The organism is [Scytonema hofmanni] UTEX 2349, from assembly GCF_000582685.1.
GTDB classification, from domain to species: domain Bacteria; phylum Cyanobacteriota; class Cyanobacteriia; order Cyanobacteriales; family Nostocaceae; genus Hassallia; species Hassallia hofmanni.
Map to the genome: position 1 here is coordinate 3,155,403 of NZ_KK073768.1, position 25,912 is coordinate 3,181,314.

25 protein-coding genes and 2 pseudogenes are annotated in these 25,912 nt (G+C 38.6%); 17 read left to right on the top strand and 10 right to left on the bottom strand.

Annotation, left to right across the window (positions count from 1 at the left end):
- Positions 1–413 (bottom strand): annotated as a pseudogene (locus TOL9009_RS47465) (hypothetical protein); the annotation flags it as partial.
- A gap of 155 nt (positions 414–568) precedes the next feature.
- Between TOL9009_RS47465 and TOL9009_RS0119090 the strand changes: the two are divergent.
- Complete coding sequence (locus TOL9009_RS0119090; RefSeq protein ID WP_029634202.1) at positions 569–1,930, top strand: lipid-A-disaccharide synthase-related protein; 1,362 nt, start codon at positions 569–571, stop codon at positions 1,928–1,930.
- Between the two features lie 186 nt (positions 1,931–2,116).
- Here TOL9009_RS0119090 and TOL9009_RS0119095 read toward each other — a convergent pair whose 3' ends face one another.
- Entirely contained in the window at positions 2,117–2,839 is a 723-nt protein-coding gene (locus TOL9009_RS0119095; RefSeq protein WP_029634203.1) for a response regulator, read from the bottom strand.
- A 340-nt stretch (positions 2,840–3,179) separates the two neighbouring features.
- Between TOL9009_RS0119095 and TOL9009_RS45845 the strand changes: the two genes are divergently transcribed.
- From TOL9009_RS45845 to TOL9009_RS0119110, 4 genes are all read left to right on the top strand, one after another.
- Entirely contained in the window at positions 3,180–3,428 is a 249-nt protein-coding gene (locus TOL9009_RS45845) for a hypothetical protein (protein WP_144238276.1), read from the top strand.
- 384 nt (positions 3,429–3,812) lie between these two features.
- On the top strand, positions 3,813–5,114 hold the full coding sequence (locus TOL9009_RS39725; protein WP_051502952.1) for an ATP-binding response regulator: 1,302 nt from the start codon (positions 3,813–3,815) through the stop codon (positions 5,112–5,114).
- Positions 5,115–5,157: 43 nt separating this feature from the next.
- Positions 5,158–6,291 carry a sensor histidine kinase gene (locus TOL9009_RS0119105; RefSeq protein ID WP_029634204.1) on the top strand — a complete coding sequence of 378 codons (1,134 nt, stop codon included), beginning with the start codon at positions 5,158–5,160 and terminating at the stop codon, positions 6,289–6,291.
- A gap of 369 nt (positions 6,292–6,660) precedes the next feature.
- The gene (locus tag TOL9009_RS0119110) at positions 6,661–7,095 is read left to right on the top strand and encodes a DUF2294 domain-containing protein (protein ID WP_029634205.1); all 435 of its coding nucleotides are present in this window, start codon (positions 6,661–6,663) and stop codon (positions 7,093–7,095) included.
- Between the two features lie 7 nt (positions 7,096–7,102).
- Here TOL9009_RS0119110 and TOL9009_RS0119115 read toward each other — a convergent pair whose 3' ends face one another.
- Complete coding sequence (locus tag TOL9009_RS0119115) at positions 7,103–7,552, bottom strand: response regulator (RefSeq protein ID WP_029634206.1); 450 nt, start codon at positions 7,550–7,552, stop codon at positions 7,103–7,105.
- Between the two features lie 523 nt (positions 7,553–8,075).
- On the opposite strand from TOL9009_RS0119115, the gene TOL9009_RS49475 reads away from it, so the two are divergent.
- From TOL9009_RS49475 to TOL9009_RS0119130, 4 genes are all read left to right on the top strand, one after another.
- Positions 8,076–8,264: a hypothetical protein gene (locus TOL9009_RS49475; RefSeq protein WP_029634207.1), complete on the top strand. Its 189-nt coding sequence runs from the start codon at positions 8,076–8,078 to the stop codon at positions 8,262–8,264.
- Entirely contained in the window at positions 8,230–8,361 is a 132-nt protein-coding gene (locus TOL9009_RS48455) for a DUF4291 family protein (RefSeq protein WP_221928647.1), read from the top strand. Before TOL9009_RS49475 ends, TOL9009_RS48455 begins: the two co-directional genes overlap by 35 nt.
- Positions 8,362–8,412: 51 nt before the next feature.
- A complete protein-coding gene (locus TOL9009_RS0119125) occupies positions 8,413–9,405 on the top strand; it encodes an RNA ligase (ATP) (protein ID WP_029634208.1) in 993 nt (330 codons plus the stop codon).
- A 288-nt stretch (positions 9,406–9,693) separates the two neighbouring features.
- Positions 9,694–10,896 (top strand): AAA family ATPase, encoded by a 1,203-nt coding sequence (locus TOL9009_RS0119130; protein WP_029634209.1) that lies wholly within the window; start codon positions 9,694–9,696, stop codon positions 10,894–10,896.
- A 24-nt stretch (positions 10,897–10,920) separates the two neighbouring features.
- Here the strand turns inward: TOL9009_RS0119130 and TOL9009_RS0119135 are convergent.
- Positions 10,921–11,139 (bottom strand): annotated as a pseudogene (locus TOL9009_RS0119135) (hypothetical protein); the annotation flags it as partial.
- A 67-nt stretch (positions 11,140–11,206) separates the two neighbouring features.
- The gene (locus TOL9009_RS0119140) at positions 11,207–11,515 is read right to left on the bottom strand and encodes a TIGR03792 family protein (RefSeq protein ID WP_029634211.1); all 309 of its coding nucleotides are present in this window, start codon (positions 11,513–11,515) and stop codon (positions 11,207–11,209) included.
- A 141-nt stretch (positions 11,516–11,656) separates the two neighbouring features.
- Between TOL9009_RS0119140 and TOL9009_RS0119145 the strand changes: the two genes are divergently transcribed.
- Together TOL9009_RS0119145 and TOL9009_RS0119150 are read left to right on the top strand one after the other, a co-directional pair.
- Positions 11,657–11,980 carry a phasin family protein gene (locus TOL9009_RS0119145; RefSeq protein WP_029634212.1) on the top strand — a complete coding sequence of 108 codons (324 nt, stop codon included), beginning with the start codon at positions 11,657–11,659 and terminating at the stop codon, positions 11,978–11,980.
- A gap of 81 nt (positions 11,981–12,061) precedes the next feature.
- Positions 12,062–12,583 (top strand): FKBP-type peptidyl-prolyl cis-trans isomerase, encoded by a 522-nt coding sequence (locus TOL9009_RS0119150; RefSeq protein WP_029634213.1) that lies wholly within the window; start codon positions 12,062–12,064, stop codon positions 12,581–12,583.
- A gap of 82 nt (positions 12,584–12,665) precedes the next feature.
- On the opposite strand, the gene TOL9009_RS0119155 is transcribed toward TOL9009_RS0119150, so the two are convergent.
- The 5 genes from TOL9009_RS0119155 to gloB form a co-directional block, all read right to left on the bottom strand.
- Positions 12,666–12,959, bottom strand: coding sequence for a type II toxin-antitoxin system RelE/ParE family toxin (locus tag TOL9009_RS0119155; protein WP_029634214.1), 294 nt, complete (start codon positions 12,957–12,959; stop codon positions 12,666–12,668).
- Positions 12,956–13,222, bottom strand: coding sequence for a ribbon-helix-helix domain-containing protein (locus tag TOL9009_RS0119160; RefSeq protein WP_029634215.1), 267 nt, complete (start codon positions 13,220–13,222; stop codon positions 12,956–12,958). Before TOL9009_RS0119160 ends, TOL9009_RS0119155 begins: the two co-directional genes overlap by 4 nt.
- 156 nt (positions 13,223–13,378) lie before the next feature.
- Positions 13,379–16,222 carry a replicative DNA helicase gene (dnaB, locus tag TOL9009_RS0119165; RefSeq protein WP_029634216.1) on the bottom strand — a complete coding sequence of 948 codons (2,844 nt, stop codon included), beginning with the start codon at positions 16,220–16,222 and terminating at the stop codon, positions 13,379–13,381.
- Positions 16,223–16,463: 241 nt separating this feature from the next.
- Positions 16,464–16,922 carry a 50S ribosomal protein L9 gene (gene rplI, locus TOL9009_RS0119170; RefSeq protein WP_029634217.1) on the bottom strand — a complete coding sequence of 153 codons (459 nt, stop codon included), beginning with the start codon at positions 16,920–16,922 and terminating at the stop codon, positions 16,464–16,466.
- A 245-nt stretch (positions 16,923–17,167) separates the two neighbouring features.
- Positions 17,168–17,941 (bottom strand): hydroxyacylglutathione hydrolase, encoded by a 774-nt coding sequence (gene gloB / locus TOL9009_RS0119175; protein ID WP_029634218.1) that lies wholly within the window; start codon positions 17,939–17,941, stop codon positions 17,168–17,170.
- A 455-nt stretch (positions 17,942–18,396) separates the two neighbouring features.
- On the opposite strand from gloB, the gene TOL9009_RS0119180 reads away from it, so the two are divergent.
- From TOL9009_RS0119180 to TOL9009_RS0119205, 6 genes are all read left to right on the top strand, one after another.
- Entirely contained in the window at positions 18,397–18,570 is a 174-nt protein-coding gene (locus TOL9009_RS0119180) for a hypothetical protein (RefSeq protein WP_398344895.1), read from the top strand.
- Between the two features lie 567 nt (positions 18,571–19,137).
- The gene (locus TOL9009_RS0119185; protein WP_029634220.1) at positions 19,138–20,337 is read left to right on the top strand and encodes a glycosyltransferase family 4 protein; all 1,200 of its coding nucleotides are present in this window, start codon (positions 19,138–19,140) and stop codon (positions 20,335–20,337) included.
- Between the two features lie 72 nt (positions 20,338–20,409).
- Complete coding sequence (locus tag TOL9009_RS0119190) at positions 20,410–22,641, top strand: ATP-binding cassette domain-containing protein (RefSeq protein WP_029634221.1); 2,232 nt, start codon at positions 20,410–20,412, stop codon at positions 22,639–22,641.
- A gap of 34 nt (positions 22,642–22,675) precedes the next feature.
- On the top strand, positions 22,676–23,893 hold the full coding sequence (locus TOL9009_RS0119195; protein WP_029634222.1) for a glycosyltransferase: 1,218 nt from the start codon (positions 22,676–22,678) through the stop codon (positions 23,891–23,893).
- A gap of 35 nt (positions 23,894–23,928) precedes the next feature.
- A complete protein-coding gene (locus TOL9009_RS0119200) occupies positions 23,929–24,885 on the top strand; it encodes a glycosyltransferase family 10 domain-containing protein (protein WP_029634223.1) in 957 nt (318 codons plus the stop codon).
- Between the two features lie 18 nt (positions 24,886–24,903).
- Entirely contained in the window at positions 24,904–25,908 is a 1,005-nt protein-coding gene (locus TOL9009_RS0119205) for an Npun_R2821/Npun_R2822 family protein (protein ID WP_029634224.1), read from the top strand.
- Positions 25,909–25,912: the final 4 nt, after the last annotated feature.

Genomic DNA, 25,912 nt, shown 5'->3' on the forward strand with positions numbered 1-25,912 from the left:
GAGGAGGGGGGGAGTGGGGGAGTGGAAGAGGGGGGGATTATTACCACTGGGGATGAAGGAAAAATCTTTCCTTGTCCCCTTGTCCCCTTGTCCCCTTGTCCCCCTTGTCCCCCTGTCCCCTTGTCCCCTTGTCCCCCTATTCCAACCTCTTGTGTTGGTACTATTGAATTATTATTAGCCGGAGTTTGGGAAAATTGTTGGACAACTATCGTTTCTGGAGATGCGATGTCTTGCGAAAACCCGTTTTGCGTGTACGCTTTGATTGGTGCAGGTGTATTTTCTTGAGTCACCGGCACTACTAAGCCGACTTTTTCTGGCTGAGTGGGAGTTATAGAAGGTGCAGCTATTGCTTCAGTAGTGTTGCTAGTCGCTAAGGTAGCTAAAGTCAAAATTGCCGCAGAAGAAACTTGCATGTTTTTAGCCTGATTACCTGGGAGTTAGTTTGTACTTTTTTACTGAGGTTAGGCAATGGGAATAATACTAACTTCCAGCTTCCACGCCGATGATTGATACTCCCATTCACCCCTCTTGCCCAAACGACAGTTAATTATGAGTTTTTGTTTCTCCTATGAGTGATCTACCTAGGTTATCCCTAGCTTTAAATTCGCCGGCTACAACTTCTGCCTTGCATTTACTTGTTTTAAGTAATGGTCATGGAGAGGATGTAATTGCTGTCCGCATTTTGCAAGAACTTCAGCAACTATCCAACCCTCCAGATATCTTCGCTTTGCCTATAGTGGGTGAAGGATATGCTTATCAACAGTTAAATATTCCCTTAATTGGTTCAGTACGCACCATGCCTTCTGGTGGGTTTATTTACATGGATGGACGGCAATTAGTGCGAGATGTACGCGGTGGTTTACTGCAACTTACTCTGAGTCAAATTAAAGCTATACGTGCTTGGGTAAATTTGCAAAAGAAATCAGGTCATAAAAGTGCTATTTTAGCTGTAGGGGATATTGTACCTCTGTTGTTTGCTTGGGCGAGCGGTGCTAATTATGCTTTTATCGGCACGGCAAAGTCAGAATATTACGTGCGGGATGAAGTTGGGTTACTGCAACGCAAATCAAAAGCTGCACGTTGGGAAAGTTTTTCCGGTTCAGTTTACCATCCTTGGGAACGTTGGTTGATGAGTCGTCCCCACTGCAAAGCGATATTTCCCAGAGATTCGCTAACCACGGAAATCTTAAAAAAGTGGTCTATTCCGGCTTTTGATTTGGGGAATCCGATGATGGATGGACTTGAACCGAGCTTTCCTCAAGGACGATTGTATCGTGGTGATGCTGAACAACAAGAAATAATTCGTCCGTTGATTGTAACTCTTTTACCTGGTTCTCGTCCACCAGAAGCTTATGCGAATTGGCAACAAATTATGGTTGCAGTTTCTTCAGTGATGGAAAGTTTCTCGAAACGCGATTACCTTTCACAGACTCAAATTATGGTGTTTTTAGGTGCGATCGCATCCAGCTTAGACTTGAACATTTTATGTCAATCTCTACAATTTCAAGGCTGGCATCCTCACTCTGAATCACCTGTGCAAATTTCTGATAAAAATTCCTTGACTTTTAAATCAAACAATGCATATCTGATTTTGACTCAACAAGCTTATAACGACTGCTTGCATTTAGGAGATTTAGCGATCGCAATGGCAGGGACAGCCACAGAACAATTTATCGGTTTGGGAAAAAGTGCGATCGCCATTCCGGGAAATGGTCCTCAATATAACCCTGTGTTTGCGGAAGCACAAAGCCGTCTGTTGGGTTCATCTCTGATTTTAGTACAGCAAGCCGCCCAAGTTGGTCAAGTTGTGCGATCGCTTTTTAACGATCCAGATAAACTTCAAGCGATCGCTGATAATGGTTTGCGACGCATGGGTAAACCTGGGGCAGCACGACGTATTGCCGAATGCTTGCAAAATCGGTTGGGGTAAAGACGTTCCAGTGGAACGTCTCTCAATACGGTTCGGATAAAACTCGATCCCCCCAACCCCCCTTAAAAAGGGGGGCTAAGAATGGCTCCATTTCCCCCTTTTTAAGGGGGATTAAGGGGGATCTTTAAAGACTATGCACCTTAACCGAACCGTATTGGAACGTCTCTACAATATCTGTAATTGCGATTATGCTACCAAACCGGAACGCAAAGCGCGAACTGCTGCTTGAGTACGGTCATCAGCGCAGAGTTTGTTTAAGATGTTGCGAACGTGGGTTTTAACTGTCCCAACTGTAATATAGAGTTTTTCGGCAATCTGCCCGTTGCTACAACCTGCAACAATCAACTCTAGGATTTCTAATTCTCGTTGAGTCAGGGGATAGGTTTCTAAAACTTGCTCGTATTCAGTCTCTAGCGCTTCAATTTTGACAGTCTTTGGCTGACTTGACTGTGGGTTATCTTCTGGCAAACCTTGCCGCATTTGCCGCAATACAACATTAGCGATCGCTGGATCGATCCACGAGTTACCTTCGTAAGTCGCTTGGATCGCTTCCATTAATCTATCAATGCTCGTATCCTTCATGTAATATGAGTCTGCACCCGCCGCAAAAGCCGCAAGCACCGCATCCTCTGAATGTTCCATTGTCAGGATGAGGATCTTCGTTGCTTGGTCTTTTGTCTCTTCTTGGAAACTTCTAAACTTTCTGGTGAGTTCAATTCCATCCATGTCCGGCAAACCAATATCCACAACTGCCACATCCGGCTTAGTGGTTTGCAAAAGTTTCAGTCCTTGGGTAGCATTTGCCGCTTCGCCAATCACTTCAAGTCCGCTATGAGACTGTAATGCTGCCCGTAGTCCCATTCTTGTTAAATCATGATCTTCAATGAGAACTATTTTAATTTCGCTCATAGCTATACCCACTTTTTCCTGATTATATATATGAAGTTACGACCTTTTACAATCAATTTATCTTAATTTGAAAACTTAAGATAGATGATTTTTTTACCAACTTGCATCCACCGATAGAAATAATTGCTTTATCTTTTTCTTTTTATTTTTGCATAAAAGCAAAAATCTAGCCTGGGATATATAGCTATTTTACGAATAATTGTGAAATATTAAGGCGAACTTAAACTTGTACATCTTCTTCATCATGACTCATAAACCAATAAAGAAGGGGAAAGCGGCGGAGTGAATTCAAAATTGCTCAATAGACACTCTTTAGTAGAAAAGACATACAGACATAGCAATGCTATGTCCCTACGTTTGTGTAGTAGCGAATTCTATTCGCCCAATTGCTTCCTACGTACCCTGTACCGAACGCTACGCGAACAGATCGAAACTTTCATCAAAATACGCTCATTCCCATGAAAGTTTCTATCTACAAAAGTTCATATATAACTCTCACCAATGGGTGAGGACAGGCGATCGCCTATTTATCTATAATTGGGTTGAGTTGGATGATGCTGTATTTTATGATACGCTGTTTCCAAAATAGTTCCTTAGAGATAATCATTCGGAATGGAATAATTGCTAATAGTTGTATTGTTAGCAGTGAAAGCGCGAATAATTAATTATTATCGTCCAAGGCGATTTCGAGTAAACATACTAAAGTATAATTTCTGATGTTGCTAAATTATATCCAAGGAAATGCCAAAAAGCGTGAATAATATACTACTAGTGGTGGATGACAAAGTGAAATGCTATAAAAAAATTATCATTAGGTAGATTTTGCCTTTTAGATTGGTTAAAGGTTAACAGTTATCAGTTAGTGCCAATGTAAAAATTTAAAATAAATATATAAAGATAAAATTCCATATCAGGGATTTGAAAATAGAAATGTTATACATAAACCTTTATTTGAAAGCGATAACTCAAGCCGATGGAAGAAACGCTCTCAATTTTGCTAGTAGACGATGACACAGTAGATCGCATGGCTGTGCGTCGCGCTCTGACAAAAGCCGATGTGCGGATGGAACTGTCGGAAGTCGAAGACTGTGAAAGTGCGATCGCTGCCCTAAACAATAATAGTTATGACTGCGTTTTTCTCGACTATCATCTACCAGACCAAGATGGGTTAACGCTGATCCAAAGAATACGAAGAGCAAAAATCAAAGTTCCCTTAGTAGTTCTCACCGATCAAGGAGATGAGCAAATCGCTGTGGAACTAATGAAAGCTGGTGCTACTGATTACCTGTCTAAGTCTAGAATATCCCCAGAAATTCTGGCGCAAGTTCTGCGGAATGCCATCCGGGTTTATCGCGCAGAAATGCAGATAGCCTTGGCAGACAGACAGATCCGAGAAACTAACGAGGAACTGATTCGGAAAAATTATGAACTTGAAAAACAACGCCAACAAATTCAGTTACAAAACCTGAAATTATTACAAGCATCGCGTCTAAAAACTCAGTTTTTAGCCACAATATCTCATGAATTGCGGACGCCCCTAAATGCTATCATCGGGTTTTCGCAATTATTGCTGCGTCCCAAGGCTGGGGAAATTACGCCTGGGCAGAAAGATATGGTACAACGAATCTTAAATAATGGCAAAAATTTACTAGTGTTGCTGAACGAAGTTCTCGATTTTTCTAATTTAGAAGCCGGACATCTAGAGTTAAAGCCAGCAATCTTTGATTTATCAAAGATAGTTAATGCCACAGTCGCAGAAATGCGTTCTCTAGCAGAAGCCAAAAAACTGACGGTGCTGGTTCAAAATCAGTTGCAAAACCCGATGCTGTTTAATGATTCATTGCGTGTGCGACAAATTATCACGAATTTGCTTTCAAACGCGATTAAATTTACAGAGTCTGGCTCTATTTGGATCGATATTAAAGAAATAGGAGCAAATCAAATAGCGATCGCCATTCGCGATACAGGTATTGGTATTGCTGCCGAAGATTTAAAACATATTTTTGAAGCATTTAAGCAAGTCGATCAAAGCACCACCCGGAAATATCCCGGTACAGGTCTGGGTTTGGCAATTATAGATTCACTAGTGCAAATGATGGACGGCAAAATTATTATTGAAAGTAAGTTGGGTCATGGTTCAATGTTTCGCATTGAAATACCACGTCAAATATCATTATTGAACAAAGACCAAAATCTCACAGAACCTAAATTAAATAATCAAGATAATCAAAATTCTGAGTATCCTCCGCAAACCAAAGCATCGCCGAGATACTGAAACGAAAAACGATAAAATTCCTTTGAAAAAAGTCGGTTACGTCATGTCTGTTGTTGAAAGTTTAAAAATTGACCGTATTCTCGCTGTTGATGACACTCCAGATAATCTCATCCTCGTTGAGACAATTTTAGAAAGCGAAGGATTTGAGATAGATTTAGTGGCAGATGGAATAACTGCTTTGCAGCAAATTGCAGAATCACCACCAGATTTGATTTTGCTTGATGTGATGATGCCGGGGATAGATGGATATGAAGTCACACGACGCATACGTAATAACCCACAATTGCCTTATATCCCGATTCTGCTAATTACAGCTTTTACTGAATCTAGCGTTGTTGAAGGTTTGGATGCGGGAGCGGATGATTTTATTAGAAAACCATTTGATACAGATGAGTTACTAGCAAGAGTGCGATCGCTTCTACGTCTAAAACACAGTCTTGACGAACAACAAAAAATGGCACGTCAGCGAGAAGACTTTGTATCGCGGATGACCCATGATTTGCGAACTCCGTTAGTAGCATCGGATCGAATGTTGAATTTGTTTCAGCAAGAGATTTTCTGCAAGATTTCACCAGAAATGAAACAAGCGATCGCTGTGATGATTCGCAGTAACCATAACTTGACGCAGATGGTGAACAATCTGCTAGAAGTTTATCGGTTTGAGGCTGGTAAAAAGACCTTAAATTCCGAAATTTGCAATTTACCAGAAATGCTAATTGAAGTAGTTGAAGAATTAAATCCAATTGCTAACGATAAAGGCTTAACTCTAAAAGTCGATACTAGCGGATTAGAAAAAGTAAGTGAAAATCCTGGTATAGTTACAGGCGATCGCTTAGAATTTCGGCGCGTTTTTAGCAACTTAATCGGTAATGCCATCAAGTTTACAGATACAGGAGGGATAGAAACTCGCATTTCTGAATCCGCACAGAATAACGATAAAAATTTGGTAACAATTGAAATAGAAGATACTGGATATGGCATAGCTGCCGAAGACCAAACAACAATTTTTGAGCGCTTTCGTCAAGGGAGAAATAAACGCGCCGGTAGCGGTTTGGGACTGCATTTATCCCGTCTGATTGTTGAAACACATGGAGGAACGATTGAGGTTTTCTCTGAATTAGGTAAAGGAAGTGTATTTACTGTACGCTTACCAAAGCAAAGTCAATTGAGCAATTAGTCATTAGCTATATCTAAAATTACTAATCGAATAAACCAAGAGAGGGATAAAAAGGTAGTGGGAAATACTACATTTGGACGCTGATTTTTGGCAGTGGCTATTACTATAATGAGGACAGTTAAGTGAGTGGGAAAAATTAAACCTCAAGTACTCTCTTGATTCGTAGTGAGCGGTTTACCCCTCGTCGCTAAAGATTTTAACGGCTTCAGCCGTTACTACCTTAAGGATGGTTTATTTATGCCCATCTACTTACAACTGAAGTTCTCAATTTAGTTACATCGTAAGAGTTCACTACTGCTGATAACTCAGAAAGTCATCAATAATTTCTGGCTTATTCGTAGTTGTCTAAATCTTTACCGCAAACAACACATGACGACAACATCAAACCCAACCCGTGGACAAATTCAAAGAACACTCGCACAGCGTATCCAAGCTTTGTACCGCGAGCAACTAGGACATCAGCCGAGTAAAGTTACCTGTCAGTTATCGGATAGCAATCTTACCATCATTCTGGAAAATTCTATCACTCAACCAGAGCAGTTACTAGCACAAACTGGTCGTGAAAAACTTGCACAACAAGTACGATCTGATTTAGATGAAGCAATTCAACCTCAACTCAAAACACTAATTGAAAATATATTAAATGTTGAGGTAGTTGAATTACTTAGTGATGCCACACTAGAGACAGGACGCACAGGAATTATAGCTTTACTCACGGATACGCCAAATATCCGCAATTCCCCTTTAACTTCCAATATCAAAAAAAAGACAACAGATAAAAGCCATAGTGAGACATCTGAATAAACTACTTTTACTGTAGGTCAAAACATGATTCCGGATTTAGCTTTTTACTCAAGAAAGAGCAAATCAGCGCTTCAAAATCTTCAATCATGTAAGGCTTGCTGATATAATCATCAAAGCCTGCCATGAGGATGCGTTCTCGTTCCTCCGGACTTGCTAAAGCTGTAACTGCTATCACCGGAATCTTACAAGTTAACGATTCTTTTTTGAGATAATGTACAACATCGATACCACTCAGACCAGGTAACAAAATATCCATCAGTATTAAGTCTGGCTGATACTCTTTCGCTATAAGTAGCGTTGAAGAACTGTCTTTTTGACAAATCAGTTTACAACCAAGTGATTCCAGAGTATAGGTAATCAGTACTAAATTATCATCGTTGTCTTCCACTGCCAAAATCAACGGCTGCGGATAGTTGGTCTTATTTTCTTGACCAATGAAAGAACGTGCCAAATCCATATCTTCTCCAGAAGATTATATTGAAATTCATGACCTGTTATAACAGCCAACAGCGGAGGCACTCAAGAGAGCGATCCTAAAGCGCTCATTCAAGACTGGCTCGCAGTTTCGATCTTAAAAGCTGATAATCTTTGCCCACTTAACACATGCACGAGGAAAGAATATATCTAACTGACAAAGCGATCGGACACTTCTTGATTATATGAGATAAATGTAAAGGATGATAGCATTTTGGTCAGAAAATACTAAGAAAATTAATAATACTTTTATATTGTAACAACGGAATACATTTTCATTAAAGAAAATTAACAATCCCAGAATAAGTAGATTAGCCTACTTTGTAGTACAGACTTCAGTCCTTTTTTCTTTTTTGCTGGGATACCAGCTTGTAAAAATTACCATCCACCCCCTTGACACTTTTGTATTACATATGTAGTATAAAGATGGCGATAAACAAAAGTTTCACACATTAGCCACATGACTGGTTAGCGATCGCAGATATACTGTCGTAATACTTGCAGAAATGGCGCAAGATGACTTAGCTAATAAACTAGAAAATATCAAAGTAAAAATTATTCGTCCCCGAATTGAAAAACGTCTGATATTCAAGCTAGCTGGAAATCTGATAGTTAATGGTTGCGATTTTTTTAAACAAATGACAGATAGTCAAGCACATAATGCGACAAGAAATAATTGCTGCCTTCGACAATGAAAGATTTTTTGTATATCAAGCATTCAAACCTTCGATTGCTGAAAATGCTCTGCGACGTTCAATTTTTGGCAAAGGTTTTAACTTAGAAAGAAAGTAAATTTATTTAATTTATTCTTTCTAAAATCCCTTTTCAACCATGAGGTGAACCATGAGCATATTTAAAGTTGAAGTAGTCAAAATAAGCAGCGTTAATCCTCATCCCAATGCTGATAGGTTAGACATCGTTACAGTTGAAGGGATGGCATATCAAGTTATCACCGCCAAAGGTAACTTAAAGAGTGGAGATTTAGCATTTTACTTTCCAATTGATAGTGTAATTCCAGAACAATTTTTAGATAAATTTGGCATTCGCAACTACTACTCTAAAAAACTGCGTGCAGCTAAACTGAGAGGAATTTTTTCTGAAGGTTTGCTCATACCTGTAGGTGATAACTTTACGGGAAACGTCGGAGATGATTGCACAGAATATTTTGGTGTAACTAAATACGAATATCCGATTCCTCGCGGAATGAGTGGACAAATGGAAAGTCCGATTGGACATTACAAATTCCCCAGCCCAGAGAATTTAAAACGTTACAAAGATGTGCTGATAGAAGGTGAAGAAATAGTAGTCACAGAGAAGTTACACGGAACTAACTTCACCGTCTTAGTTGATGCTGAAGGCATCATAAAAATTGGCAGTCACAATTACTTTTGGAAAAATAACGAAGCGAATAAAACTCTAGTTTACATCAGAGCATACAACGAAAATGAAGCTTTGCATAAAGTCCCAGTAAATACTCAGATTTTTGGGAAAATCTACGGCGTACAAGATATTAAATATGGCTTGAACAATGGCAAAATTAAAATTGCTTTATTTGCTGTACGTAGTGATGGAAAATTCCTAAATTACAGTGAATTTGTGGATTTTTGTGAAGAGTATAATCTACCGAGAGTGCCTTTACTTTATATTGGTGCTTACAGTTATGTCGTTGTGTCTCAGTTCAATAATGCTGATAGTGTCACAAGTCCAAATTGTATGATGGAAGGTGTTGTTGTGCAACCAATAGTTGAGAGAAGGCACGCCATAATCGGTAGAGTAGTGCTGAAATTAATCAGCGATCGCTATCTACTTCGTCAAGATGGAACTGAACTACATTAATCAGAAATAGCAGAGTAATATCGTCGGAAGAATTACTATAATTAGAAAGCACCTAGTTGCCCTAGCTGCGCTTAAGCCTAGATGCCACATGCGTGAGTGTCGGCTCACTTTTTTTGCAGTGGCTCGGCTATACTAACGCAGGCTCCTCCATGACCCCTGTCAAGTGCGCGGAGGTTTTAAGTAAGTCGGCGTTCATAGTGCAAGATGTAAGTTATATTACAAGAAAAGTTTTTTCCCATCTCCTAGATTACAACAGAACAACTTAACCACCGCCGCACAAATTAAAATATGGATTTTGATTATTATAGACAAAATGAAGGGACTCCAACGAATAACAATCGTCAAAGCTTATTAGCTAGCGGTTGGCGACCATTTAACCGAGAGTTTGACTGGGGATTTCTGTGGCATTTGTTGTATACTGATGCAGGGGAATTAACTCAAAAAAGTTTGAACTTAGCAAGTAATATTGCTGATAATTTGGGACGGACTAATTATGCTTGGTGGGCTAATATATTAAATGTTGTTTCTGATAATACGCGCTACGAAATAGAAAAACTTTGGAATTACATCACACCTGAACCTAACTCACCAGATCATCGCTACAAAGATGTTTTAAGTACAGAAACGCCCATCGTTCAATTTGTGAGCCGCAACAGTATCCCTATTGATTACGTTCTTAATAGACTTCAAGAAATTACTGTATTAAGAGTTTTAGAATTATTAGGTCGTCCAGATATTATTACCCAATATTATTTAGAAAGAGATTTTTATTTTCCGGTTAACCGATTTGTTAATTGGGAACGCTTAGATGTGATAAATACAGTTTATGCTTACTGGTCTGGGCATGATGTTTGGTTGCAAATTGACCCTTACGATCGCGGAAGACGACAATATACTTTAATGGCAAGAACTTTAACACCATTAATTAATAAAGCAACTTTCGACTTAGCAATGATGTTGAGTGGATATCAAAGTCGTGTGGGTAAGGTTCACAGTCAATTTCCCATTCGGACTTTTCCCGAAGATATCCAAAGTTTTACAGATTCAGTACAACAAGCAGTTCTCAATCAAAAGCAGCTAGCAGTTTTAGTACACGGGGAACCAGGTACAGGTAAAACCGTATGGACGCAAGCTGTAGCCAAAGAAATTCTTGTGCCTTTAGGATATGTGATTTTTATTTTAGATCACGATGCGATCGCTAACTTTGTCCCACCCACATATTTAGAAAGAATTTGTATTATTATCAACGAAGCTGATAACTTAGCACAAGACCGTGCCAGCGAAGTAGCGCAATACAATAATAAAACGGAACACATTCTCAGCTTGTTGGATGGCACATTATACCAAAGTGTAATTGATGAATCTGGTATTCAAATGCAACAGCGTTTGGTCATTTTGATGACTTGCAACACAACTGAAAGATTAGACCCAGCAATGTTACGTAAAGGTCGGATAGATTTAATGTATAAATTTGAGCAAAAATTTGTTTAAGCCTTACAAAGAAAGTCTTAATCAGCTGAGAAATCCATCTGGCACAATCGGCGGCTTATCGGGGTGATAATAAATACCCATATCTACGCCAAAAAACCAGTCCATGCGCTCTGACCAAAGTATCAGCAGTATTGCTTTCAACAACCCTGGTATTAATTCTTGCAGTTCGTTATCCACAGGTGTTTCGTCAGAGTCGGGTAGTTCTTCAGCAGAGGGCAAGTACCTCGGCAGATTAAATAACATGGCTGGTTTTTTGTAAAACTCGAACATGATATTATAACGATTTTCTCTTCTAGTAGAGGCACAGATTTTAGGAATGGGGAAATTTCCGCACTTGATATTCACTAGACTCCACAATAGGATAAGATTTTCCCATTGCTGCGTCAAACTTCAAAGCGATCGCCTTTAAATCTGCTTCGGGTACAGCGTCCCAATGTTCGCGAGTTTGCCAACGAATTATTAGCACAACTTCTGTAGGATCGTTGGGGTTGATCCAAACCTCTTTACCCATAAATCCTGGATACTTAGCCAGCGCTGCTGTCCAAATTTCTGCATCCTTCTGGATACATTTTTCTCGCAGTTCGGGCGGGATTTTCACCTTTAGTAGTTCGATAACCACACCTTTTATTCCTTGTATAATAGTGCAAATTTGCCAAAATATAGTTGTAGGCTAAAATAGCGCTTGCTTTCAGCATAGCTTTAATTAGTTACACACAAAACCAAGAATTGGCTCCTTTAAAAAAAGTAATAGGAAAAAAATATGGACAACAACAATTGGGTGCAACAATTATTAATGGTTGGTATTGGTACAACCTCTTTGGTAGCAGACAAACTCAAGCAAGTGGGCGATGATTTGGTCAAAGATGGCAAGCTCAATCCGGAACAAGCCAAAGCCGTAATCGATGATATTGCACAGCAGTTAAAGTCCGAACAGGGCAACTTTGAGGGCAACATGCAACGGCAAATGCGAAATATGATGCAGGATTTTGGTGTTGCTCGCCAGTCAGAAGTGGACGAACTACGCGGTAGAATTGATCGTCTAGAGCGTCAAATTCGCGATTTAGAAAATAAACTCTGGCGTTAGGATGCGCTTTCTGATTTAAACTAAGTTTTGTCCTACTGGTAAACAAGAATCTGAGACTACGTATGTAGGGAGGACTGATGAATGAAAGCAATTTTACTTAGTGTGGGTTTCATGCTGGTCTGTGTAGTGGTTTTAGTATTGGCTAAAGTTGGGGCAAAACAAGATACATTTGTTGCTTCATCTTTAACTCAAACTACACCAGCGTCCACTACTGTAACTGAAAACAATACCTTGATAGCGAGCAAAACTATGGCTGATGAAAAAGTCGTCACTACCCCCTCTGGATTGAAGTACGTCGAAATAGTAGAGGGGACTGGTGATACTCCTAAAACCGGACAAAAAGTGACAGTACACTACATCGGCACATTAGAAGATGGTACAAAGTTTGATAGTTCACGCGATCGCAAACGTCCCTTCGATTTTAAACTTGGTGTCGGACAAGTCATCAAAGGTTGGGACGAAGGACTTAGCACTATGAAAGTAGGCGGTCGTCGCAAATTAATCATCCCCCCAGAGTTAGGTTATGGTGCCCGTGGTGCTGGTGGTGTCATTCCTCCTAACGCTACCCTGCTTTTTGATGTGGAGTTGTTGGAAGTTGGGTAATGGTTAGTTGTTAGTTGTTAGTAGTTGGTAGTTGGTAGGAAATTCAACCAACTACTAACCTTTAATAAAAAACTTACTCGTATTATTCTGTAAATAAAGACTCTAAATTTCGATAAACACTAATTACACGCACAATTTCAACTTCACTGTTTATAACTCGGTAAAGAATAATATAATCATCTAAAGGAACGCCCCTTAAATCAGGTTTAATATTTCCATAGCTCCGTCCCATATTGGGAAAATTAGCTAAATATTTACACTTTTTATCAAACTCATCAACAAAACGCTCTCCAGCATCAATATTTATCCTAGCAAAATAATCAATAATTTCCGACAAATCTTGGCTTGCTTCTGGAGAGATAATATGTTGTTTCATCCTTGCTTTTCTCTCGCTTGACGCAATTTTTCCCGTAGTTGCTCAACTACAACTTCCCCATCAATACCTTCTCCTTTATCCAACTGAACAATCGCAATCTCAACTTTTTGTCGTGTTTCTTCTACCCAGTGCTGATAACCTTTTTCCCACTCTAATAGCAGCTTTAAGGCTTTACTAAGAACTTCTTCCGCATCCGCATATCTACCTGTAGCAATTTGCGCTTCGATAATTTGCTCTAGTTCAGGTTTTAGTTGGATATTCATAATTTATACTTTTAGTTTATTTACAGCTTTAACCTTGTTATAACAACACTCTTAGTGTTCAAGCAAAGAGCTAGGCATTTTTTTATTGGTTCTTGCCAAAGCATTTAATAATGTTTTAATAATTATTTGACCTGGCTAAATTTTTGAACCTGATGGTCAATAATTACCTTGTTTAGCTAAATTTTTAAACTTAGTAAACTGCGGGTCAAACAAAAGTTTCACAGTTCCTGTCGGACCATTGCGGTGTTTAGCAATTATCACTTCAGCCACACCGCGTTCGGGTGTATCTGGCGTATAATATTCATCTCGGTAAAGCATAATAACTAAATCGGCGTCTTGCTCGATGGAACCCGATTCTCTCAAATCAGACAACATCGGACGCTTATTAGTACGCGCTTCGACACCTCTACTCAACTGAGATAAAGCAATAACAGGCACACTTAATTCACGAGCCAAACCTTTGAGACTGCGCGTAATTCTCGATAATTCTTGTACGCGATTATCGCCGGCACCTTCCATTAATTGCAAGTAATCTATGACAATTAATCCCAATTCTGTTCCTTGTTCTGCTTGCAAACGTCGCGCTTGACTCCGCATTTGTGTAACTGTAATATTCGGCGTATCGTCAATATAAATTGGCATTTCTGAGAGCATACCAATAGCACGGCTTAAAGGTTCCCACTGAGCTTGACTGATGCGTCCACTCCGCAAATAACCACTTTCAATTCTCGCTTCACTAGCTAATAATCGCTGCGCTAATTGCTCTTTTGACATTTCTAAACTGAAAAAAGCAACTGGTAATTTATAAGAACTAGCAACATTCTGAGCCAGATTCAGACAGAAAGCGGTATTGTGAACACAGATATCATTGGCAACAAAATTGTGTGTTTCAGGAATTGTCAAATCATAAACTTGTTTATTGCCAACTGACTCGATAGAAACAATTTCATCCCAATAAACATCACTCGCGGCTAACTGCTGAAGTGGTAAATCTTCTAAAGTAGTTGCTAATATCCACAGTCTTTCTCGTGATAAAGCACGTTTGCCTACATGGATATTTGAATACCCTTTAATTCCGGCACGTTGAGCTAAAATAGTCCAAGGTTCATTACCTTTAGCTGCTGCTATCTGTTCCCAAATTTCTACAGGGATAAGGTCTCTATTTGTTTGATATCTCTTTTGAGCTATTGCATCTGAGACTTTTGCTAATGCCTCTTCTTTGCCAAAAATACCAATTTCTGAGATAAAAGTTTTGATACTCTGGGCATCAGTAATATCTAGTTGCCAAGCTTGTCTGCGAGTATCTTTATATTTTACAGAGCCTTTTTTGAGACTGGCAATAATTCCAAATCGCAATAACAAATGTTGTATTTGTCTGGCTAATTTTTCACTGACAGTACAGTAGCCTAATTGCGATTGACCGCTTGCAAGTAAAGTAGCCCATCCATCGGTTGCAAATAGACGATTGAGGAATAAGGAAAGTTGTGCTTTTTCTAATTTAAAGACAATGGCTGGGATAGTTTTAGTATGAGCATCTTTACCCCATAAACCTAATTTTTCTAACCAAATTGTCAAAGCATTTTTACTAGACTTTCTAATACTAGCAAATCCATGAGGTGCAAATTCTTCTGACTCCATTTCCAGAGTTTTACATAATAGCTGATAAGTGTCATACTTTGGTACACACTCTCCTTTTTGCCACATACAAAGTAAAGATGAAGTTACTCCTAGTTCATAACTCAATTGTTTAGCAGATAATGAACGAGAGCGAATAGCCATTTTGAGACTTTCGGCAAAAAGCTGTCTTTGAGTAGCAATAAATTCTAAATCTCCTCGAACACACAATGATGGTGTCCGTTTGCCTTGGGAATTTTCCCATCCTACTGACAAACCACCAAATTCAATTACTGCTTGGGAAAAATCTGTTTGCAATAATGGGTTGCTGTTTGTAAATCTGGGAGTGCTGTTAGTTAAACCACCATCACCAATCAAATAACCTAACAATTTGACCTCGCACTCGCGGATAGTTTCTGTCCCAAACACATTTATTTTGCGAGGAATTGCAATCTTATCACCAACTTGCAGAGTTTCTAATCTTTGCCAACCCTTAATAGTTAAAAATGGGTGAGTAATTGTGGTTTCAATTACCCGACCCAAGCAAGTTGTTACGCGGAAAACTGGTTTAATACCATCATCTACAAATGCAGATGGTTGGGTAAAGATAAATTTCCAATCATCATTTAAGGTTAATAATGAACCTTGACGTTGCTGATATAACTCTTCAATCGTCGCAATTTGTCCATCTGCTAAAACGATTTCTGAATCATGACTGAGGCATTTCCCCATTGACGGTCTGCCAGCGACAATGATTAAATCAGAACGCTGAAAGCCGGTTGTCATGGCATCTAAATCATAAAATCCGCAGGGAATACCCGGTAAAGCTATACCTTGATGACGATTTTCTATATCCTGAAAAGCATTAATTAAAGTGTCAGCAATGTGAATTAAACCTGATTGGGGACGTTCTTGAGTTACGTTGAAAACTTTCTGTTCTGCTTGATCTAAAACTATTGGTAATTCTTTTTCTGTCTCGAAACCGAGATGGACAATTTCATTACCAGCTTTAATTAACTGACGTCGCAGATATTTTTCTGTTACTAGCGATGCTAAAGCGTCGATGTTAACAGCGGAAACGGTGCGATCTACAAGAGAGGCTAATTTATTTCTGCCACCAATGCGGGCAAGCATATTATGGTCAGCTAGCCAATTGATTACCGCTAGCAAATCCGTGGGTTTACGTTGAGCAAAAAGACGCAGCGCGGCTTGATAAATGTCTTTATGAGCGCTAATATAAAAAGCTTCTGGAATAAGACTTTCGCTAACTCGTCCGATCGCTTCTGGGTCTAATAAAATTCCCCCCAAAATCGCTTCTTCCGCTTCGATGTTTTGGGGTGGCAAGCGATCGCTTCCATCGCCTTGAAAACTTAATTCTTCAGCCATAAACTATTTTATATATAAATTGGGGATTTTATATCTCTGACAAAATCCCTTTTAATCAGGTGTAAATGGACATTCCTTCGTAGTAAGCGGCTCTATCCCTTAAAATTTTGATTTCAGCGGTAAACCGCTCACTAGGTTGTTTTAAGTGAAATTTCACCCACTTAAACACTCAACAGCAAATGACGAACCACAGATCCACACAAATTAACAGAGTGTGCATCTGTGGTTTCACAAAAAGTTGTTAGTTAGATACGACTTCAATATCGATTTGCGCGGTTACTTCCGAATGCAGCTTAATTTCAGCTTTATAAGTACCTGTTTGGCTAATATCAGGTATAGTAATACCGCGCCGATCTACTTCTAGCCCCGCACTTTCTTTAATTGCATCAACAACTTCTTGAGTAGTGACAGTACCGAAAATCGACTCACCTTCACCAACTTGCTTGGCAATTCTCAAGCTAGCAACTTTTTCCAAAGCTGCTTTTTGCTCAAGTGCTTGTTGCTTGAGTTCTAATTGTCGCTGACGTTCCACCTCGCGACGGCGTTCAACTTGCTTTAGAATACCAGGAGTAGCATTAATTGCCAGCTTCTGTGGAATCAGATAATTACGAGCATAGCCAGGAGCAACTTCTACTAAGTCGCCAGATTTTCCCAGCTTGTTGACATCTTGGTTTAAAACTAACTGTATGCGTTTCGCCATCGTTTTTCTTTTTTCTCTTTCCGGTAAAATCTGTCTGTTCTTAGCTTTGGGCAGGGTAACTCACATGATTTGTAGCTGTGTTCCCACAAGCTAATCAGAGCATATAGCTTAAAGCTTACAGATCCTAGCTTCATCTAGGGTGCGATCGCAACCATTAGTCACAATAAAGTTCTACCCGACAAAGCAAAGTCAATAGTCCACCAGTCCACAGCCCAAAGTTTTGACTCTTGACTCTTGACTCCTAACTAAAATTTATCTTTCATCCCCCGCAAACGAGCAAAAGTTTGTACTGGATCGCTACTCTTAACAGATAATTGTAGCGTCGGCTGCTCCCAACGTAAAAAGGGATTTGTCCGCTTTTCCACTCCCAGTAGCGAAGGAACAGTAGCTTCTCCCCGACTACGGGAAGCCTTCACTTCATCATATCTATTTTGTAAATCGGCGTTCTCTGTATCTACACTCAGCGCAAATTGAAGATTTTTTAAAGTGTATTCGTGGGCGCACCAAACCCGCGTATCATCCGGTAGAGAGCGTAGTTTACTCAGGGAATCCACCATTTGTGTAGGAGTTCCTTCAAATAAGCGACCGCAACCTCCAGCAAATAGCGTATCACCGCAGAATAACTCCCCCGTTTCACCTGGTTGTGCTGGTGGAAAGTAGTAAGCGATGTGAGCGCGGGTATGTCCGGGAACAAAGATAACTTCCCCGATTCTGTCTGCAAACTGAACCTGCGAAGCTTCTACAAGAAATACTTGCTGTCCTGGTATTCTCCCCCGATCCTCGGCTCCACCATAAACCGTCACTTCCGGGAATTTTTGCATTAAGTGTTTATTGCCACCAACATGATCCTGATGATGATGCGTGTTAAAAATCGCCACCAACTTAGCGTTTAGTTTAGCAAGTTGCTTTAATACTGGTTCAGCCTCCGCCGGATCGACTACAGCAGCGATATTTTGGTTTGCATCGAAAAGCAAAAAGATGTAATTGTCTGATAAAGCCTCAAGACGAAATACCTGCATGACAATAGCCTCCCTCATCCTATATTTCACTTATCCGCGACAGCTCTACCTTCACAAACTATATTAACTATTTATAATTTTTTAACCATAGCTTCACAAACGCATAAAATATAATAATTTACAACCGTATTTTTCATTAAAAATAGCTTGCGTATACCTTAAGAGATACTAAAATTCCGTAAAATTCCTCTGGATTGAGTAGTAAACGCAAAGTTAGATTTATCTAGTTATTTTCTTTATAAAGATACTAGTAATCCTCAGTATCCCAACAAAAAAAATCACAGATATTTGCTCTAAGCTGTTAGTTTTAATAAACTTTTAATTCTTCTACAGCTCCCTTTTGCAAAAAAAAAAGGTGAGCAAATGTTGCCATTTCTTTTTTTGCATCCAACCAGAGGAATATGAATTACCAAACTTATACGTACACAGCCATTAATAATCATTGTAAATTGGCTGTGAAAAAGATTGTGGATCGAATTCTCCGCTCAGGAAAGATGAGCCGTCAAGACCATATCCTGCTTACCTCTACGGTATTTGATGAGGGCTATGTCAGCGAAGGAGACCGTCGCCAAATTAATCGCGTATTTGATCATATCCAGACAGGTCGGCTAAAATTAATTGACTGGTAGCATCCGTAAATAATTGTGGCTATTTATCTATCTATAAGTCAATACGGTTGGTGTTAAGCCTAAAATACGAGTGTAGAGACGCGTTAGCGAAGCGGGACGAAGTTCAATTTTGCGTCTCTACAGGTCTCAAATAACTCAAAAAAAACCTTAACTGAACTGTATTGATCTATAAGTAAAGACTCAAAAAGATAAATAATATGCCACATTTATGATTAATTTTAATAATAATAAGTAATAAGTCAATTAAATATAAATACAATAATTAAAACGATGGATGTAAATATGAATAAATATTGCTAAAATTCAAAAATTAGTAATAATATTTTTCGGATTGGCTACCGTGATTTTACTGATAATTTTTCATATACCAGGAAAATAAGTTTGATTTATCCGTGAATTTTCTCTTGAAAAGGTAGCATATGTAAGGTTAGATTGATTTTGATTTTTCTGATTGTAAGTAACATAAAATATTGAGATTCCGTACAATCAAGATTTATATGTTAATTTTAAAACAAGGGTGTGAGGAATCTACTAGTTTTTTGCACACATTAACAACAGTAAAGTATTGTGAGTTTACAGCAAAGCAAAACTCAATTGAAAGTTTCAATACTTGTCAGTGACCTATCGAGCGCTGGAGCAGGAAGGTGGGGAGGTGGAGGTGTTCGTTCATTTTTACTAGCTCAAGCACTCCAAAAGCTTCAATATCAAGTAGAAATTCTAGGATTTGTTTTTGGTGACGAGCCAGCAGTAATTCCTCAATCGGAAATTCCAGTTAGTAGCTTTGTTGGCTACAACTATCCAAAATTTATAGTATCAGCTTCTGGGCTTCTGAAAAAACTTGATGGTGATATTATTTATGCAATGCGACCGAAACCAACAACCTTCGGTTTATCTTTGCTAAAAAAATTAAATAATCATCGACCTGTAATTTTAGATATAGACGACTGGGAATTAAGTTGGCATGGTGGAGATAAGTGGCAATATCGCCCTTCAATTAAGCAATTTGGTAGAGACATTTTTAAATCAGATGGTGCTCTTAGATATCCAGATCATCCGCTTTATTTAAAGTGGATTGAAGGGATGACACAAAATGCTAATGCGATTACAATTCACACCCACTTTTTAAAAGAGCGATTTGGTGGATTTTATTTGCCCAATGGTAAAGACACTACTCTATTTAATCCCTCACACTACGATCCTGAAGAAAGCAGAACACGTTATGGACTTACTGGCTATCGCATTTTAATGTTTCCTGGTGCGCCAAGACCATACAAAGGTGTTGAAGATGTATTGATGGCATTAGATAAACTAAATCAGCCAGATTTAAGACTAGTAATTGTTGGTGGTAGCCCTTATGATAACTATGATGCTGAACTCACTGAAAAATGGGGACGTTGGATAATTAAATTACCAAAGTATCCATCTACAGAAATGCCTGCAATTGTCGCAGCAGCGCACGTTATTGTTGTTCCCCAGCGAAATACCCCAGCAGCTTTAGCTCAGTTTCCATTAAAATTAACCGATGGAATGGCAATGGCAAAGCCAGTTTTAGCAACACGGGTAGGAGATATTCCTGATATTTTAGGTGAGACTGGTTATCTAGTTGAGCCAAGTTGCCCTCTTGAAATAGCCGAGAAAATTCAATACATATTCCAGCATTTAGATGAAGCAAATGAGCGAGGAAAGCTAGCCAGAGAAAGATGTGTAGAATACTACAGTATTGATGCAATGACAGCTACCTTAGGAAACATCATGCAAAATATCTAGTAGTGCATGGATGTAAAAGTGTCATTCACGGTATTATTAATACGTAATATTCTGAGAGTAAATACATACAGTATGTTGGGCAATAAGCTACTAATCAAATTTGCTAAACCTTATCCGGGCTGGATTATTATAACAATAATCCTGGGGTTTTCTGGAGCTTTATTTAATGGTATAAGTACAGCACTAATTGTACCAGTAATTTTAAAAATTGTCGGACAAGAAGTGAATTTAACCACTGCTCCTGGTATTCTCAAAGTAATTATGTATCCCTTTGATAAGGTATCGGAAAATTACAGATTACCATTAATGGCAGGAGCAATTATATTGACAATTATTTTAAAAAATTCTGCAACTTATGCTAGTAGTTTAGCATCTAGCACTTTAACGCGGATGCTAACATCAGATATGCGAGAAGCGGGAGTAAAGTTATTACTAGAAGTTGATATAGATTATTATAGCAAGATGAAAGTTGGTGATTTAATCAACCGTCTTGGTGGAGAAATTAATCGTGCTGCTAGTGCTATAGGAAATGCAGTTAAATTAGTTATTCTCGGAATGACAATTTTAGTTTTTGTTGGCTTCTTGTTATCAATTTCTTGGCAATTGACAATTGCTGCTACGTTTTTGCTGTCTTTGGTAATGCTGATTAATCAGTATGCTATAGGTCGTTCTAAAAAGTTTGGTCAGCAATTGTCAGAGATGTCTAAAGCTTATTCAATCAGTACACTAGAAACCCTGAGTGGAATTCGCTTAGTCAAAGCAACTGGGAATGAAGAGAAGGAATATCAAAGAATTAAAAAACTAATTCGCGATCGCGAAAAAGCAGAGTACCAATCCCAGGCTAATTCTGAGATAATTGCACCAGTTAGTGAGGTGATGGGAATTACGGCTTTACTGCTAATTGTCTTTTTAAGTCGTACCTTTTTTGCATCACAAATTGCGTCACTTTCAGCGGTTATTTTTACATATTTATTAGTGCTTTTGCGACTTTTGCCGTTAATCTCTCAGTTAAATACTATTCGCAGTGCATTTGCTAATACCGCTGGTAGTGTAGATATGGTGACAGAGTTTTTACGACTCGATAATAAACCTTTAATGAATAGGGGTGAGTTAAACTACACAAAATTAGAGGAAGGAGTGCATTTTCATAACATCACATTTTCTTACCCCAATCAAGATAAATTGGTGTTGAAAGATGTCGATTTATTTTTACCGCGTGGTACTACTTTAGCTTTAGTAGGTGGTTCGGGTGCGGGTAAGTCAACACTTGCAGACCTTTTACCAAGATTTTATGACCCGATATCTGGCAGTATTACCATTGACAAAACCGATCTGCGCGACTTCAATCTTACGTCTTTACGAAAAGCGATGGGAATTGTTAGTCAAGATACGTTTCTATTCAATGATTCGGTGCGGAATAATATAGCTTACGGAAAACCGGAAGCTACGGTCGATGAAATTATTGCAGCAGCGCAAAAGGCAAATGCTTATGAGTTTATCAGCAAATTGCCTCAGGGATTTGAAACGATGATTGGCGATCGCGGGGTGATGTTATCTGGTGGACAAAGACAAAGATTAGCGATCGCTCGTGCATTAGTGCAGAATCCGGAAATTCTCATTCTCGATGAAGCTACCAGCGCTTTAGATACCGTTTCTGAACGCTTGGTGCAAACCGCTATTGACGATCTCAGTCGCGATCGCACTACTTTAGTAATTGCACACCGACTTTCTACAGTCCAAAAAGCTGATCAAATTGCTGTATTAGATCAAGGATGTGTTGTTGAGGTAGGAACTCATCAAGAACTGTTAAGCAAAAATGGCTACTATTCGCGTTTGTACTCGATGCAATTTAGCGATCACTCCCAAGTGAAGACCAAACCTCATCAAAGCTTGATTCGGATTTCTCATGAAATGCGATCGCGTCTTAATTCGATGATTGGTTTCTTGCGCTTAATACTTGATGATATGGTAGAAAATCCCCAAGAACGGCAGGAATTAATCGCAGAATCTTACAAATCAGCTTTTAGAATTCTCAACGCTGTTGATGTTTTTGACGACATGCTCAACTTACATAATAGCTGCCAATCAACATTAGTTAATGATAATAACTCACCAGATATTTTGAACAATATCTCTAATGAATTCCGTACCCATCTCAATCCGATGCTCTATTCTCTTCGTTCTCTAGCTGATGATTTAATAGAACAAGAAAACGAAGAATATAAAGTTATCAAATCTGCCTACGATGACGCAGTACATCTACTTGGCACTCTCCAAGATTTTGAAACCAGTTATCAAAAGTAAATACATATTTCCACATTACCTAAAATTAACACTCATGCAAAATACCAATCAAAAAAATAAATACGTTTTTTATGCTAGAGAACTAAATATGCAGCCAAATACGGCGCATCAAATTCATGATGTTCTTTGTGCAAATGCCGCAGCTAATTTAGGTTATTCCACAGTTTTGATTTATGGAAATAAACACAACGCTAGTTTGAATCCCGTAGAATTAATTCGTCCTTCTGAACCCAAACAACCACATCAAGAATTCATCGATTTTTACAACGTTGATGAAGCTCTAAAAATTTTACCATTACCTCTGCCCTGGCCCATTGACCGCATAGCTAAAAGATGGTTAAATACTCAAGAAATAGTCTCAAAGTATTATTTTCCTAAGCAAATTCAACCCCATGCCAAAATTGTTCATACTCAAGATTGGCAATTTGTTAAACTCGCCATAAAGAATCAGATTCCTGTTATCTACGAACGTCATTATTTCCAAGACAAACAATTTGAGCCAGAAATTGTTAATAGTCCATATTTTCAATTAGCAATAACTCAGTCAGAAATCATCAGACAAAGCTTAATAAAATATGGAATGCCAGAAAAAAAAGTTATCTGGCTGCACAATGGGTTTAGTCAAGCATTTTTACAAAGACAACCGGAAGAAGCACAAGCATGGCGTCAAGAATTACTTGTGGATGGACGCAAGCATTTAGTTGTTTATTCTGGTGCTTTGTATCGCTTCAAAGGAATTGATGATTTAATTGATGCGGCAAAATATTTACCAGAAATACAGTTTGCTATTACAGGTGGAAAAGATTCCCAAGTCAAAGAATATCAACAAATTGCTCAAGATAAAAATGTCACAAACGTTAAATTCTTAGGCTGGATTCTCCCAAGAGAACGATTGGTTAGCTTGATGCAAGCTGCGGATGTTTTGGCACATCCTCACTGTTCTGGTGAAGCCGCCGATTTCACGAATCCAGTGAAGTTTTTCCAATATATGGCTACTGGAACTCCCATTGCAGTGACAGAAATTCCACCTTTAATGGAATTCAAAAACACACCTTTAGTAGCAGGTTGGTGTGAACCAGATAATCCGCATAAATTTGCTGAATGTATCCAGCAAATATTAGAAAAATATCCGAGAAAAGTAGAAGGTTACACCGATAGTATAAATTTTGGGAAACAGTTTTCTTGGGAAGATAGAATTCAAAAAACTCTCAGCTATGTCGATGCTTCTATGCGACCAGTAGCAATAAATTGAGATTAGATGACTGAAAAAATTAGTAATTTAAAAGTATGGAAAAAAAAACTATCGGCATGATTACCAGCTACCAAGCTATTAACCAAAGTGATTGGCTTTGGCATCAAAGCCCTAATGCATTTGGTGAGTGGAAAAATATTCAAATACAAGCAAATAACTCAGCACCAGATTTTCTCTTGTTATATAATTTCTGCGACTTTTTTAAGCCTATTGCCAATAAAAGCTGGTTGAATAAGTTTATACCGCAGCAACAGCAAGAAGAAAACATAACAAGTTTACTACGAGGAGTACCGAAAGAAAGAATCTTTTATATAGTAAGAGAACCACCATTTTTAGAGTTAAAAGAAAAGCGAATTAGTGATTACAAAAACGCTTCTAAATACTGCGATTATGTCTCTGGTCCCGATGATTTTGCACCAATACCTGAGTATATGCCTGCTATTTGGTATCATGCAAATTCCTTTAGAGAATTGAACGAAATGCCACCTCCAGAAAAGGTTCGTCCTTGCAGTTGGATTACATCGGGAATTGATCGCACGGCAAATCATCAGCAACGTCTTAACTTTTTAAAAATGTTGCGAGAAAGCGGTTTAGTATTCGATTTATATGGACGAGATTTACCAGATTGGGCACAGGGAAATGGCAAAGTTAATAATAAATGGCATAGCATGGCTCCCTATTATTACAACTTGGCAATAGAAAATTATGCTGACAATAATTGGTATGTGAGTGAGAAGCTTTGGGATTCTCTTTTAGCTTGGTGTTTGCCAATTTATTATGGTGGTTCTGCTGCTGATAAATTATTGCCACCAGGAAGCTTTTTAAGACTACCAAGTATAGATGAAAAGGGTTTGGCATACATTCAGGAAGTAACGTCTACTCCTGATGCTTGGTACGCAGCTAAAGAAGCGATCGCTGAAGCTAGGCAAATTATTTTGCACAAATTAAATCTGCTCAACTGGTTAGATAACGCAGTTAATCAAATTACCTAAAACATTCAGGAAATTTCCATGACTAATGGTATCTATACAATCGCGAACGATGTAGTTTATAACCAACTCGTAGCTTTTCTTAATAGTGTTGAAGTCAATGTAGGTACAGATATTCCAGTATGTGTAATTGCCTACGACGACAATATTGAAAAAGTTAGTGCGGAAGTCGCTACTAGAAAAAATGTCACTCTGCTAAATGATGCCCAATTGTTTAAAAGTTGGGAAGATTTTTCTCTGCGAGTGTGGCAAACACATCCCACTGCTTTAAAAGTTTGGGAAGAACAAGGCATTAAAGGAGTGCGTCGGATTGGCATGAATCGTCGATACTGCGCTTTTGACAACAATAGCCCCTTTGACAAATTTGCCTATTTTGATGCAGATATTTTGGTCTTAGATTCTCTGCAATTAGTTTTTGAAAAATTGCAGACTCATCCCCTAATTGTTTATGACTTTCAGTACAAAGATCCATCGTTTATTTTCAATACTGAATCTGAAAAATTATCAACTATTTTCAGCAAAGAACGCATAAGTTCAGATATCTTCTGTGCGGGTTTTTATGCCGGAACTAAGGGTTTATTTACCCCAGAAGAACGGGATTACATAGTATCCAAATTAGAAAGCGGGGAAGCAGAAATCTTATTAATGAAAGCCCCAAATCAATCTGTTTTGAACTATATGGTGATGCGATGTAATATCCCAGTTTATAACTTATCGTTGCAATTACCTCCTAATGAAATAACTGGTTGTGCAGTTACTTCCGAACACTTTGAGTTAAGAGATAATCTTTTGTACGACAAAGGTAGCCAACTTACTTATCTGCATTATATTGGTTTGTCATCTAGTCTATTTGATAGAGTGTGCAACGGCGAAAATATTGATTTTCCCTATAGAGATATTTTCTTGCACTATCGCTATTTACATGAACCAGAAAAGCGACCAAAGTTTACAACTAAGCCAAGATATTACAATGCACCTCCTAGTTTAACTACGAGAGTTTTCAACAAGTTAGGATTAAAAACTTGAGGAA

Coding starts and splice junctions, on each gene's coding strand:
- dnaB (WP_029634216.1), bottom strand. CDS start 16,222: ATGGCTGAAGAATTAAGTTTTCAAGGCGATGGAAGCGATCGCTTGCCA.
- TOL9009_RS0119190 (WP_029634221.1), top strand. CDS start 20,410: ATGTTGGGCAATAAGCTACTAATCAAATTTGCTAAACCTTATCCGGGC.
- TOL9009_RS49475 (WP_029634207.1), top strand. CDS start 8,076: ATGGCGCAAGATGACTTAGCTAATAAACTAGAAAATATCAAAGTAAAA.
- TOL9009_RS0119105 (WP_029634204.1), top strand. CDS start 5,158: ATGTCTGTTGTTGAAAGTTTAAAAATTGACCGTATTCTCGCTGTTGAT.
- TOL9009_RS0119130 (WP_029634209.1), top strand. CDS start 9,694: ATGGATTTTGATTATTATAGACAAAATGAAGGGACTCCAACGAATAAC.
- TOL9009_RS0119095 (WP_029634203.1), bottom strand. CDS start 2,839: ATGAGCGAAATTAAAATAGTTCTCATTGAAGATCATGATTTAACAAGA.
- TOL9009_RS45845 (WP_144238276.1), top strand. CDS start 3,180: ATGCTATGTCCCTACGTTTGTGTAGTAGCGAATTCTATTCGCCCAATT.
- TOL9009_RS0119125 (WP_029634208.1), top strand. CDS start 8,413: ATGAGCATATTTAAAGTTGAAGTAGTCAAAATAAGCAGCGTTAATCCT.
- TOL9009_RS0119090 (WP_029634202.1), top strand. CDS start 569: ATGAGTGATCTACCTAGGTTATCCCTAGCTTTAAATTCGCCGGCTACA.
- TOL9009_RS0119155 (WP_029634214.1), bottom strand. CDS start 12,959: ATGAAACAACATATTATCTCTCCAGAAGCAAGCCAAGATTTGTCGGAA.
- rplI (WP_029634217.1), bottom strand. CDS start 16,922: ATGGCGAAACGCATACAGTTAGTTTTAAACCAAGATGTCAACAAGCTG.
- TOL9009_RS0119115 (WP_029634206.1), bottom strand. CDS start 7,552: ATGGATTTGGCACGTTCTTTCATTGGTCAAGAAAATAAGACCAACTAT.
- gloB (WP_029634218.1), bottom strand. CDS start 17,941: ATGCAGGTATTTCGTCTTGAGGCTTTATCAGACAATTACATCTTTTTG.
- TOL9009_RS48455 (WP_221928647.1), top strand. CDS start 8,230: ATGCGACAAGAAATAATTGCTGCCTTCGACAATGAAAGATTTTTTGTA.
- TOL9009_RS0119160 (WP_029634215.1), bottom strand. CDS start 13,222: ATGAATATCCAACTAAAACCTGAACTAGAGCAAATTATCGAAGCGCAA.
- TOL9009_RS39725 (WP_051502952.1), top strand. CDS start 3,813: ATGGAAGAAACGCTCTCAATTTTGCTAGTAGACGATGACACAGTAGAT.
- TOL9009_RS0119200 (WP_029634223.1), top strand. CDS start 23,929: ATGGAAAAAAAAACTATCGGCATGATTACCAGCTACCAAGCTATTAAC.
- TOL9009_RS0119145 (WP_029634212.1), top strand. CDS start 11,657: ATGGACAACAACAATTGGGTGCAACAATTATTAATGGTTGGTATTGGT.
- TOL9009_RS0119110 (WP_029634205.1), top strand. CDS start 6,661: ATGACGACAACATCAAACCCAACCCGTGGACAAATTCAAAGAACACTC.
- TOL9009_RS0119150 (WP_029634213.1), top strand. CDS start 12,062: ATGAAAGCAATTTTACTTAGTGTGGGTTTCATGCTGGTCTGTGTAGTG.
- TOL9009_RS0119205 (WP_029634224.1), top strand. CDS start 24,904: ATGACTAATGGTATCTATACAATCGCGAACGATGTAGTTTATAACCAA.
- TOL9009_RS0119195 (WP_029634222.1), top strand. CDS start 22,676: ATGCAAAATACCAATCAAAAAAATAAATACGTTTTTTATGCTAGAGAA.